The organism is Mucilaginibacter pankratovii (assembly GCF_014773265.1).
Lineage (GTDB): Bacteria > Bacteroidota > Bacteroidia > Sphingobacteriales > Sphingobacteriaceae > Mucilaginibacter > Mucilaginibacter pankratovii.
In genome coordinates this window covers 291,942-304,405 of sequence record NZ_JACWMY010000005.1, presented here as the reverse complement: position 1 = coordinate 304,405, position 12,464 = coordinate 291,942, and the positions used below count along the sequence as shown (strand labels likewise).

Genomic DNA, 12,464 nt, shown 5'->3' with positions numbered 1-12,464 from the left:
AGCAGCTAAAATATCGAGATAAGCCATGAAAAAATGCCAACCTTTTTATGCCAATTGCTTTAATCGCCTGAAGGTAGTTATCAACTATGCTTTGAAATATATGTTTTGATCTTGTTCTTTAAAGCCAAATAGTGTCTAACATATTTAGTATCTGCCAAGCGGGTACCATGGTACACCATTCTTTATCCAGTAGAAGCACTAGTTAATTTAACGGAAGTTTAAACTTGAATATTGAACCTTTACCGAGCTCACTTTCCACCCAGATTTCCCCCTGGTGACGTTTGATGATCTCAGAACATAGATAGAGGCCGATGCCAAACCCAGAAATTCTTTCGGTTTCCTTGGTTTCTGCACGATAATGCGGAGTAAATAGCTTTTTCATGTCATTCTTTGAAATACCCATGCCCCGATCGCGGACGCTGACCGTGAGCGTGATTTCATCCTTTGAACAGTTAACCTCAATGGGTTCCTCCTTACCGGAATATTTAGCGGCATTGCTCAGCAGGTTCACCAGCACCTGCTCAATCTTATCCCGGTCAGCGTTTACCATAACACGGTCGCATGGAGCCACGGTGATATTGTGGGAAGAAGTAATAAACAAGGTTTCTTCAATAACCTCACCAATCAGTTCGTCCATGGCAAACTCCTGCTTATTTAAATGGATCTTTCCCGCCTCCGCGCCCGATAAGTTAAGCAGGCTATTGATCATATTCAGCATTTTCTTCACCTGTTTTTCAACTTTGGAAAGCGCACCGATGCTAAAACTGTCTTTTTGCTTTTTAGCCCAGTTGTTAAGCATTTGAACGTAAGCTTTCAAAGCGGTTAGGGGCGTTTTCAATTCATGACTGACCATCCCGATGAACTTGCTCCGCCGCAGGTCATTTTGCTTTTGTTCAGTTATATCGACTATGATCCCGGAAAAATAATTATTAGTTTCATCGGAAGTATTAAACCCACCGGTAATGCTTAACCAGCGATGTCTCTTTTGGGGCGGAATCATCACTGGGCATTCAATATACAGATTGCCACGGTGCTTGATCGCGTTCTCAACAGCGGCCCAAACCGACCTCCGGTGTTTGCCGGCTACTTTTAACAGAGCATCCTCAAAGGACATTTCTTCCTCCGGCAAAAAACCGAACAAGGCTTTTGTACGGGTAGAAGGATGGAAATTTCGCGATGCCGCATCCATTATCCAAATGCCCACATTGGCAGCATCAAGCGCCATTTGCGCTATGTCAATGCAAGGAATTGTACTTTAGTGTCAAATGCAGGTAGATTCCCTGTAGGTTTATCCTTCATACCGTTCGATCCTTTTCAGGTGCAAAAATATGTATTTTTCTGAAACGTTGTATGGAGTGAAATTACGTATTACCAGCCACTGGCGTTTACCACGTAATCGCTGAATATACATAATACAAAGTCAAAAGCAATAAGTTTGCCTGATGAATTACTTAGGAGTGGTAGTTGGCTACAAAGCCAGTACACCTGTTACTTCGTGATGTATTTTGCAACGATCAGTAGCAACAATGTGCGGTCCGCTTTCGCCTCCTCATAGCATTCCTGAAGCAATTGTTGCACCTGTTTGTTTTTGAGTTTGACCGCCGCTATTTGCAGCACCTGGAAAGAGGCCATTTCCAAACATTCAATATTTTGGAGGTAAAAAATGATCGACATATCGCGTAGTTCGGCCTCGCCTGCTTGTTCCCGGATAGCCTCAAATGCATCATCTACTAATCCTGTCAGGCCATGAATGCTGCCCTTGCCGATGGACTCATCCAATAATTCGTAGATCAGTTCCATCCTTGCCATTTGCTTTTCCACGTCCGCTACAGTTTCGCGGATCGCCAGCCGCAGGTCAGTGAAATTCACCTCATCCATGATCTGTGGCAATTTGTTCACCAAATGTGCTTTAGCAAAATAGACCCGGTTCAAGTGATTAACAAAGAACGTTTTCAGCTTTTCAGCGCCTAATTTTATCTTCTTCGGGGAAGGTGATTTATCTGATCGCTCTGTCATCGGACTGTGCATTTACCAGGTTAAGGTATTAATTCTTCTACTTTTGAAAGTAAACGGAAAATATCAAATGGTTTGGTCACATAAGAATCAGCGCCGCATTCCTGTACTATCACAGCTAGGCCCGGTTCTCCTGAAACCAGCACGACCGGGACGTGGCTGGTCTCCAGTTGCGATTTGATCTCCTTGCAAATATCGGGGCCGCTTTTGTCCGAACCCACAATACTGACATCAAGCAGGACAATATCAGGCTGGATCACCCGGATATGCTCAGCAACTTCGCCGGTGTTTGATAATACAACCTCGTATCCACTTTCCTGAAAAATAATATTTAAGATCTCCAGAATATCCTCATCGTCATCGATCGCCAAAACCCTTTTTGCTATGTAGTTATTTAAAAACAGCCCTTGCAAATACCCGTCCAAATTTTTTATTTTCACCTGTTAATGAAAATAAAAAGCTATTTGAGTTAAATAAATGTTAACCAGTCATTTTGTTTTAAAGTTCGGAGACCTAAACGCCATACAATTCGTACTGACCAGCGGAATATTTCCATGATTGCTGGTCGGAAAAAATTAATGTCCTAGGACCTGAGCACAGCATCATCGAAAAAATAGCAGTCGTATCGTATGGGTATCGAAAACGGTAATCATTGAACTTAAAAAAAGACGTTGTGATTTCCCCTGGACATGTAATAAGCATCTGATTAAGACACGATCTGCAAACTTTCAAGTTTCATATGATGGCATTAAAAGCTAAGTAAGCACAGGAAGGATTAATTAACCGAAGTGTAGATAGTTGCTTTGGAGAAGCCGAAACCGGAGTCACCAAACAAATTAAACTCCAGTACACTTATTATCTTTTAGGACATTATATTGGGTGTTGCAGGTATGTAACCTTAATTTATTTTATTCGTAACATTATATAAAATCAGCAATTCATAGCAATGGATAACAAAGGACGCGTGAAACTCATGAATAAGGACGAAATCGATATTAATAAAAAAGATGAGGTCGAATACTGGACGGCGAAATTTAATATTAGCAAGGTACAGCTAAAGGCAGCAGTTAATGCGGCAGGTACCAGGACAGACAACGTGGAAGCGTATTTAAAAAAGAAATACCTCGCAACCAAAGTTTAACCAACATCTGAGAACTGCGCAAGCATGATTGGGATTTAATCACATTCTAAACGAACTGCAAATGAAAGACTGGGTGTTAAAATACCAAACGCTCATAAAAGGAGAATTTACATCAAAAGTACCACATACAGAAGAGGACTTGAGCTTTTGGCAGGATCAATTATTCTACTGTTTCCTTTTCTATTGTTTCCCTGTGAGTATGATCGCAGTTATACCAGGCGTATTTATGGCCATTAAAGATGGTTATTCTATTATCGCAATAGTCGATCTGTCCTGTTTATTTGGGTTGATATTGGTGACTTTCATTAGCCGTGTTACGTTAAGAAAACGAAAATTAGCCATCATCTGCATTTTTTATGTTTTAGCCATTTTCCTGATCAATAGTTTAGGCTATATCGGGCCAGGCATATTTTACTTATTCGGGATCACCATTTTGATCGCGCTGATATTGCCCGTGAACTATGCCTGTTGGTCGATTTTAGCAAATTTCCTGATCCTCGCAATTTTTGCCTGTATCATTGAACTTAAACTATTTAATTCGGCACTGAATCAAGAGTATACCATCGGGGCATGGATCGCTTTCGGCTCTAACCTCATTTTTTTAAGCATTGTCTTTGTTGCATTAATTCATCAAATATTTAAGAGACTTCAGCTAACCATCAACAACAAAACCTTATTACATGAACGATACAAAAATATCTTCGACAGCAACCCGCTGCCTATGTGGCTTTTTGATGCTGAAACGCTAAAGTTTCTTGATGTAAATGCAGCCGCTGTACGGCATTATGGTTACACCAGAAACGAGTTTCTTTTAATGACCATAGCGGACATACGGTCAATTTCCGATGTTTCGGAAGTCAAAGACATCGTAAAGGCCAACTGCATTTCCGGTCAATATTATACTGGAAATTTTCAGCATATCAAGAAGAACGGAGATCGTATTGATGTGAAAATCGAGAGTAACTTGATGGAGTTTGACAACCGGCCCGCGCGGCTTGTCGTTGCCACGGACATCACCGATCAACTGAAAAGCGTGCGGGACATTTTGAGTGCACAACTCAAAGTAATTGACTCGGAATCCAACCTTAGGGCAATATTTGAAAATGCTGTTGAAGGTTTTGTTTTGCTTGATCGTAAAGGTGATATCAAAACGTTTAATTCAAAGGCTAAAGCCTATATTAAGTTTAACAAAATTCTTGCTGAATTCGAGAATGGGAAAAGTATTTTCGAGTTTGTGGAACAGTCAAGGTACGAATATTTTAGAGAGCTTCTTGATAAGGCGTATGTTGGAGAAGTTATAGAATATGATCGGAAATACCGCGCGTCGGATAGATCGGCTTTTTGGATTCATTATACCATTACGCCAGTTTATGAGCAGGGCGTAGTTAATGGATGCTGCATCACCGGCCGGGATATTACTTCCGGAAGAATTTATCTTCAAAAGATAGAAGAGCAAAATAGAACATTACGCGAGATATCCTGGATGCAGTCACACGTAGTGAGAGCCCCGGTGGCCCGGATCATCGGTTTATCGGCTATACTTCATAATGACCCTGACGATAAGGATATTAAAGTCATTGCAAATTACCTTAATCAATCTGCTGAAGAGTTAGATGAGGTCATCAAAAATATTACTGAAAAAATTAGCCCTGAACCTCATGGATGAAGTTGGTTTATTAACATTGCTTCCGCGAAGACCTACTATATGGTTAACTAAACCTTTATTTAAGTATTGATGCAGCTGCATTGATAGGTTGTTCGCGGTAGCGCTCATTTAATAAAATCAAACATTTTCATTGACTTGAGAGTTAATCATAAAAATAATCCATTGTATGAAAAAAATAAATTTTACTTCGTTTCTTTTGTTTATCTGTTTCGCATTCAAAATGGCTAACGCACAGGTTCACGTTAGCCTTGGCGTTAATATTGGCAGTCAGCCTTCCTGGGGGCCGGTTGGTTATGACCACGCAGACTATTACTATCTTCCCGATATTGGCGCTTATTACTCCGTTCCAACCCACCAGTATATCTATTATAGGAATAACAACTGGATACATACGGTTTATTTACCAGATAGGTATCTTAATTATGACCTTTACCATGGTTACAAAGTAGTGATAAATGACCGCGACCCCTGGTTAAGGGATAATGTTTATAGAACGAGGTATGCCAGTTATAAGGGAAGACATGATCAACTAATCATCCGGGATAGCCCGGATGAAAAATATCGTAACCACTGGGACAACGGCAAACATAAAGGCTGGTATAAACAGAAAGATAAAAGTTTCAAGCAAGACGAGAAAGAAATGAAGCATGAAATGAAGGACGAGATGAAAGAAATGAAACACGGCGATAAGGGCCATGGGCACGGAAAAGATTAAATATCCCTATGCAGTCTAACATAAAAGCAGGTTTCCTAACGGGGCCTGCTTTTTCGTTTCAGGGCTACCAGTGATGGAATATTAATTTAAAGTGAAACTTTTTTCTTATCTATACGTAATAGTAACTGTATGTAATAAATATGTTACATTATTAAAAACCCTATTAATTATGAAAAAGTTGATTTTATTTTCGGTCGCGATCCTGGCTTTGGGATTTGCTTCCTGTAAAAAAAGCAATAACTCCAATACGACTTCTGTTTCTGTGCGGCTGACTGACGGCCCCGGGCCCTATGATGCGGTCATTTTAAGCATCAAACAAGTCGTTGTTATTACCGATGGTGGTGAGCAAACACTGGCTGTGAACGGCGGCCCGATTGACATCCTGCATTTCAGGTTGGGAAAAGACACTTTACTGGCTGCTGCGGATATTCCGGCAGGGCAATTAAAGGAGGTACGCTTGGTGCTGAATACCACCGGTAATAGGGTAATCGTTAATGGTGTCTCTTATGATCTAACTACACCAAGTGGGCAGACATCCGGAGTAAAATTGAAGGTCATGGATAACCTGACAGCGGGTATCGCTTATACCTTATTGCTTGATTTTGATGCCGGGCAGTCCATCGTAACCACCGGAAACGGAAAGTATATATTAAAGCCGGTCATCCGTGCCATTTCACAGGCAGTTTCGGGTGCCATAACTGGTATGGTAAACCCTATAGCGGCCTATCCTAAAGTGTACGCTATTAGCGGAACGGATACAGTAGGTACAATTGCGGATGCTACCGGAAAGTTTTACTTCCCCGGTTTGCCTGCCGCTACCTACAGCATTAATTTTATACCTGTAAGCCCCTATGCGGTTAAAACTGTTAGCAATGTTGTTGTTGTGAATGGCGGTGTTAAGGATATGGGAACCGTTACTTTTCCTTAGTTAATTGCATAAAAGTACACTTCCAACAAAAGGAGGTGTGCTTTTATTAATACTACCCGTTGCGGCGAAATAATGACCTCGTCATGTTTTTTTGCCAGAGCAGGTTTAACTATTTTAACAGCTGATAATTAGACCGGTACTTGTGATTGCTCATTGTTAAAAAAAGCCGACGGGCTAATTAATAAACTCAAACATTTTCAACACGCACGTGTAAATAAATTATAATTTTCAAATTGGATTTCGATAATATTCTAGAACCCTTTTTAAACTGTGATGTAATATGCCCAAATGTCCGTATAAAGGTCTTGTTCAAATGGCTTTCATCCGGCAATTTAAAATAATATTAAACTATTTATGGCACGGTGTTTGGTATGAAGTATTAAATAATTGATTTATAACAAAACCTTATGAAAAACATTTTTAAAATTTTATCGGTATCTTTTATAGTACTTACTGTATCAGTATTCTATTCTTGTAAAAAAGATAATGCATCAGGAACACACAAAGTAAAATTTAAAGCAGAAACATCTTCAGATGCTAAACTCTCAGCAGTAGCTTATACCAATGAATCAGGTAATGTAACAAATACTTCATCATTGAACAGCAGCTCATTTGCTAGTTCAGAGCTAACTATTCCATCATCCGTATCTATAATTACTTTTAGTGCAAATGGTAATGGTGCAAGTGCTGGATCCACTTTAAAGGTTCAAATTTACGTTGACGGCAATTTAGTCAAAGAAAATACAGGGACAGGAACAGTATTGACTGCTTCAACTACTTATTCTTTTTAACAAAACCTTTAACCAATAAAGAGGCCCGATTTAAACAAATCGGGCTTCTTTATTTATAATCAAAAAATATATTGATATATGGCAACTTTTTAGAGCCTATTTAAATTTTATTCAATAATAATTATATAGCGGCGAGTTTGACCATATTTTCAGAAGATTCAAGTAGGAGCTCATAGTTTCTGCATAGCTTTCTGTCATTGTCAAACCATGTAAATGTTCTTTCAACCACCCATCTTTTATGGGTTGGTTTAAACCCGACTTTCTTATCCTCAGAACGCATAATCACTTCTATTATATAACCGAAACTCTTCTTTACCTGTTCTGCGATCTCGCCACGATACCCACCATCAGCAATAATTACTTTACTTCCGAATAACATTCTTTCAACATCCGCATCAGCAGCATTACCGCTTTACTGTCATGGATATGAGCTACTGTTACCATCACTGCAACTAAAAACCCGTTTTTATCCACTATGATATTCCGTTTAATGCCTTTTACTTTCTTGTTGCCATCAAAGCTGTTCAGAGCCCTGTTGTTCCCCCATCTTACACTTTGGCTGTCCAATACCCCCAAACTGGCTTCGGCGTTTTGTCCTTTTTTTATCTTGATACGTAATCATCGCCTGGCACTAAAATTAACGGTGATCAGTACTGACGGCAGTCAGGTCTGCGGTAAGATTTTTATTGATGGCAAGCAATCGGCTCAGCAAAACGGAGCAGTGGGCAGTATTTCAATATCTTCTGTGCTGCCTTGAAATTAATTATTAATACCACCTGATTAATTCAAAATTAGAGACGTTAAATTCCGTCAGCCTTTCCATGTCGGCCTCCCCTGGGTCGACATTTTTTTGCCCTTAATTTAAGGAATCGTTCAATGCGAATGTTTTAACCTCCAAACGGATAAAATCTACCTCTAAATTAAATCGTCCTTAAACCTGTTTACTATCCCTAAGAGAGAAAATTGCGATCCTCGAAGGTTTCCATGCTAACGGAAGTGATACGATGGTCTTCGTTAGGATCAATGACGTTCTATACGGCTATATTGCCCTGTCAGACACTTTGCGCCTGGATCCACGGAAGCCATACAAACCCTTTATGTTAATGGGATTAAATCAATGCTGGTAACCGGCGACAATAAGTAAGTGGCTGAAAGTGTAAGTAACCAGTGAAAGATAAGCGGATGTCACAAACTTAAGCCCTCTTTGTAGAAAGTCTATTACATAGCTTGTTAATAAGTTATATAATTCATCCATTTACAATGGTGCATGACTTTGAAAAGCAAGGTCTTTAAATTGCGATGGTGTTAAACCAGTCACCTTTTTAAATTGGGTAGATAGGTGCGCTACGCTGCTGTAATGCAGTTTCCATGAAATTTCGGTAAGGCTTAGTTCATCCTGCCGTATCAATTGTTTTACCAGTTGAATTTTATTAAGGATCAAAAACTGCTCGATTGTAATACCCTGTACGTCCGAAAATGTGTTGGCCAGGTAAGTATAGTCAAGGTTAAGTTTGTTGCTGAGATAGTCGGAAAAGTTGGTTTTTAAGCGCATTTCTGAATGAAAGACCAAATCGACAATAACCTGCTTGATCTTTTCAATTAGTATGCTTTTTTTGTTATCCATTAACACCAGTCCGAATTTAAATAACGACACACCAACCTGTTGAATTTGAGCCGGCAGTACATCTCCTGCAACAGTTACCTTACCCTGATCAATCGAGGTACATTTTAACCCAGCTTTTCTTAATTCAAATTCGACAATAATTTTGCAGCGACTGCTTACCATGTTTTTTATAAAGAGGTCCATTGTAGGTGTATATTACAAAACAAGTGCCCCCTATAATTTTTTATCCGTTGTAGCCTGTTTTAATAAAACGCTGCCGGTATATCCAAAAATATAGTGCCCGCTAATGCTACAAAGGCTTTTAATGGTGGTTTTGAACTATGGTAGTTAAATTTGATACCGGATATGATTGGTAAATCCGAAGGTTGTAATTTGCGTAATATGATTAGTATAATGGATTTTTTTCGTCGATTAACGAAAAATTAATATTAATTGCTCCGGCGGTAACTTGTAGGGATTAACCCGTGTTGCCAAATCTCAATACTTTCTTAATTTAAATAGAATATTGCCGGAGCGCAGGATCGATGCATAAGATATTTTGTTATAACTCGCCGAATATACTCGCAAAATAAAGTATTGTTTTAACTATTCTTTTAAAACAGTTCTGTCAAGATATTGACAATAATTATGTACGTAGCCCATAAATTCAAGGAGTGCTTCATAAAATAATAACATATTCGTTATTTGTTCACTCGTTACGTAGTCCGCCGAATTGTAGACCCAACCGCTGTACAGATCCCATAGCACACCCTTTAAATTCTCATGTGGGTGATTTATAAAAAAATACCGCATCCCTAATTGCAAGTCTCTAATTTCCTTTGGCGATAGCTCTCTAAATTCATTGTCATTTCTGTTTTCCATGCCAATTTAATTTAAGTGATTTCATTGGAAATCATTTCAAAATTATATGGAACCGCCTTTTGAGATTTAAGATCGATGAATGCTACCGGATAAGATGAACTAACCTTAGCAAGGAACGTGTCGTGAAACTCGTTGAGATGCTCTCTAAGCACCGTTAACCTTTTGTTGTTGGATAACACCCACATCAAGAAATCATCGTCCTGAACCGATGGCATGAGGTAACATAGTTCTGTAGCATCGTCAAATACAAACAAATGCGGCTTGAATTTAAATTTTAAAGGTTTGCCATTAACAGTAACCACCGCAACAAATGAAAAATGATCCTGGTGGAATTTTAATATAAAGCTTAAAGCGGGTTTTTCTAAACTGTATCTGCAATTTCGTATATCGGCCTTACGCGGTTTATCCTTTAAGTATTTTAACCAATAGGTATAATAGCGATAGTTGTATTTTTCATTTAAAAGTAAGGGAATTGCCCGCTCCCATAAGTTAAGCATTTCGTGCTTTGCCTTTGCCGCTTCTTGCTTTTTTCCCTCACCAGTTAATCCGTAATGCCGCTTTGCTATATCAAATTGTTGAATGGATATTTCGTTAAGTTGCTGCTGGTTTATGCTATAAATAACCCCCACAACAGGTTTATCCCTGCGATTGAACTGCTTAAAGCTAACAACTTCATCGTTATGCTTATTGGTCACTCCCAAACAAGGCATTAAAACAGGTAGATGCAAATTGGAATGACTGCCTACGTTGTAAGTTAAACAATAAGATATTGCCTGCTGACCACCTGTTGGTATAGTTGTAACCATTGCTGGTTTTACCAATGGGAATTTTTCAATGTCCTCAAATCCGATGGTAGACTTAAAAATGTTACCGTATTTTGCTTTCGATTTTACGGAAATCCAATTTTTTGTTACTTCGGTGGTTAAAAACTTATCCTTTACTTTCTCATCTGCTGTAAATCCCGGCCAGTAATACCTGTCAAAATCCAAATAATGGTGCCAGGTGAGGCTATACAATCCCATGTAAGCATGATAACAAAGTTTTCTGTCCGGCATACCGCAAGTACAGGCAATGTCTAATTCAGTTAAACCGACATGCAGAAACAATATATTTTCAGAATTATCAGGCAACTTTACACTGACTGACACCAACCCATTTTTAAAGCTTTTATACTCCGCATCAATGCCCATGTGTGCCCGCCTCCCCTTTGGCATCGGAAAATGTTTTCCAAGTATTTCCCTCGTTAAACGCTGGTTAGGCAGTTCTAATGGGATGGTATAAAAGAAAGTATCAGGGTCTAAGATCGTACCCACCTTTGTTTGTTTAGCTGGCATGATTTAAGATTTAAGTTTAAAATTCAATCCTGTTTAGGAACATCGGTAACCGCCGTCCGTAAGTCATTTATCCTGTCAATGCAAAGTTCCTCGGTAAGCTCTATAAATGCCCTTACCTGTGTGCAAAGCATATCTGCATCCTGACTGGTCACTTTATATTCATCCCGGTATCGGGCATCTGAATAGCTTTTAAGCAATAGTTGGAACAAACGCTGGTCTTCCGTGGTCTTGCGTGGAAATATAGCGGCTGGTTCGCCTGAAAAACAACCGCATAGATTCAACAGACGGGAAAGATTATGCATGTCTGAACGGTAAGCCATAAATACCCGGATCATGGCTATACAAGCCTGTTCTACGGCCTGATGAAGCATAAAAATGGTATTGTTGTAATATTCCTTTTCCAAACATTCACTTGCCGCTTCCATAAAACCCAAAGCCATACAATACCGGTGATAATAATGCTTTTCTGCTTTTGTCTGTGTAGTGGCAGGGTTCAAATTGGGGTAGTCCATATTTAAGCGCAAGCCATTGGCGGTGTATAACTGCAATCCATCACGGCAAACTGCGGTAAAAAAACGGCTGCCCTGGCTTATCGCATTGGTTACCGTTTCAAGGCCATGCACGATGATGGTGATACCTGCCTTATCAAAGTGGTTGTTTACATAGTCTTGTACTTCATGCTCTATACGGGTGATCTCTGTCGTAATCATCAGCAAAAAGTAATTGGTATTGTTCTGCCTCACATCCTCAATAAAACAACTGCTTGTTGCCTTAACATCATTTAGGCAACCAAAGCAAATAATGTATTCCGTTTTATACTGGCCTGTTAGCAGTGTAATGATTTCTTCTAATTCCTTGTACTGCAAGGAAGAGAGATTGATATTCTTTCTTTCCATAGCATTTAATGGGTTTTTGCGTTATACTTTTCCAGAAATTCTTTTACTTCTTGTTCGCTTTGGGTAAGGCGTTCCTTTAAGCGCTCAAGAAATGCACTATCATCGGTTACAACGCCATCGTTTACGACAATATGAGAACAGAAGTCGTTTACATCCGGTATAGTTGTTCTTTCGGTACCTATGTTAATAGTGCTTTTATACCCTGTGTTAAAATAGATATTGATGTTATTAATAATGACTTTCATGGTGAATACTTTACTTGATATTCAAATTTCGGCGCGGATAAAGCCGTACCGAACCCATAACACGTGTATTTTACTTAGATGTTCGTGTGTTTTACCGCTGGTGCTCTGCTGCGTTCAGGTGAGCCGAAAGAGGTGATGAACATGCAGGCCATACTCAACTGTTAAGCAACCAAGAGCGCGTAGCCGGGTAAAAGTCAAGGCCAGGCAAGCCGCTAAAAAACAAAACACTGTTGCCTGCTCCGTATAGCCT

Annotated in this window: 14 protein-coding genes; 5 read left to right on the top strand and 9 right to left on the bottom strand. The window is 39.4% G+C overall.

Annotated features, from left to right (window positions below):
• Positions 1–202 precede the first annotated feature (202 nt).
• The 3 genes from IDJ77_RS12055 to IDJ77_RS12045 all read right to left on the bottom strand — a co-directional run bounded on the left by IDJ77_RS12055 (position 203) and on the right by IDJ77_RS12045 (position 2,453).
• On the bottom strand, positions 203–1,225 hold the full coding sequence (locus IDJ77_RS12055; protein WP_191189201.1) for a PAS domain-containing sensor histidine kinase: 1,023 nt from the start codon (positions 1,223–1,225) through the stop codon (positions 203–205).
• A 263-nt stretch (positions 1,226–1,488) separates the two neighbouring features.
• Entirely contained in the window at positions 1,489–2,028 is a 540-nt protein-coding gene (locus tag IDJ77_RS12050; protein ID WP_224751065.1) for a DUF892 family protein, read from the bottom strand.
• Between the two features lie 8 nt (positions 2,029–2,036).
• Entirely contained in the window at positions 2,037–2,453 is a 417-nt protein-coding gene (locus IDJ77_RS12045) for a response regulator (protein ID WP_317174335.1), read from the bottom strand.
• Positions 2,454–2,959: 506 nt separating this feature from the next.
• Here IDJ77_RS12045 and IDJ77_RS12040 point away from each other — a divergent pair.
• The 5 genes from IDJ77_RS12040 (at position 2,960) to IDJ77_RS12020 (ending at position 7,254) form a co-directional block, all read left to right on the top strand.
• Positions 2,960–3,154 carry a DUF3606 domain-containing protein gene (locus tag IDJ77_RS12040; RefSeq protein WP_191189200.1) on the top strand — a complete coding sequence of 65 codons (195 nt, stop codon included), beginning with the start codon at positions 2,960–2,962 and terminating at the stop codon, positions 3,152–3,154.
• Between the two features lie 61 nt (positions 3,155–3,215).
• Positions 3,216–4,820 carry a PAS domain-containing protein gene (locus IDJ77_RS12035; RefSeq protein ID WP_191189199.1) on the top strand — a complete coding sequence of 535 codons (1,605 nt, stop codon included), beginning with the start codon at positions 3,216–3,218 and terminating at the stop codon, positions 4,818–4,820.
• Positions 4,821–4,986: 166 nt separating this feature from the next.
• Positions 4,987–5,535, top strand: coding sequence for a hypothetical protein (locus IDJ77_RS12030; RefSeq protein WP_191189198.1), 549 nt, complete (start codon positions 4,987–4,989; stop codon positions 5,533–5,535).
• 169 nt (positions 5,536–5,704) lie between these two features.
• Positions 5,705–6,463 carry a DUF4382 domain-containing protein gene (locus tag IDJ77_RS12025; protein WP_191189197.1) on the top strand — a complete coding sequence of 253 codons (759 nt, stop codon included), beginning with the start codon at positions 5,705–5,707 and terminating at the stop codon, positions 6,461–6,463.
• A gap of 407 nt (positions 6,464–6,870) precedes the next feature.
• Positions 6,871–7,254 (top strand): hypothetical protein, encoded by a 384-nt coding sequence (locus tag IDJ77_RS12020; protein ID WP_191189196.1) that lies wholly within the window; start codon positions 6,871–6,873, stop codon positions 7,252–7,254.
• Positions 7,255–7,375: 121 nt separating this feature from the next.
• Here IDJ77_RS12020 and IDJ77_RS28025 read toward each other — a convergent pair whose 3' ends face one another.
• From IDJ77_RS28025 to IDJ77_RS11990, 6 genes are all read right to left on the bottom strand, one after another.
• Positions 7,376–7,633, bottom strand: coding sequence for a transposase (locus IDJ77_RS28025; RefSeq protein ID WP_394368033.1), 258 nt, complete (start codon positions 7,631–7,633; stop codon positions 7,376–7,378).
• Positions 7,612–7,830, bottom strand: coding sequence for a transposase (locus IDJ77_RS27635; protein ID WP_394368032.1), 219 nt, complete (start codon positions 7,828–7,830; stop codon positions 7,612–7,614). Before IDJ77_RS27635 ends, IDJ77_RS28025 begins: the two co-directional genes overlap by 22 nt.
• 679 nt (positions 7,831–8,509) lie before the next feature.
• Positions 8,510–9,061, bottom strand: coding sequence for a helix-turn-helix domain-containing protein (locus tag IDJ77_RS12005; protein WP_191189194.1), 552 nt, complete (start codon positions 9,059–9,061; stop codon positions 8,510–8,512).
• Positions 9,062–9,750: 689 nt separating this feature from the next.
• Positions 9,751–11,073: a hypothetical protein gene (locus IDJ77_RS12000; protein WP_191189193.1), complete on the bottom strand. Its 1,323-nt coding sequence runs from the start codon at positions 11,071–11,073 to the stop codon at positions 9,751–9,753.
• A 23-nt stretch (positions 11,074–11,096) separates the two neighbouring features.
• Entirely contained in the window at positions 11,097–11,969 is an 873-nt protein-coding gene (locus IDJ77_RS11995; protein ID WP_191189192.1) for a HEPN domain-containing protein, read from the bottom strand.
• Positions 11,970–11,974: 5 nt separating this feature from the next.
• A complete protein-coding gene (locus IDJ77_RS11990) occupies positions 11,975–12,214 on the bottom strand; it encodes a hypothetical protein (RefSeq protein WP_191189191.1) in 240 nt (79 codons plus the stop codon).
• Positions 12,215–12,464 lie beyond the last annotated feature (250 nt).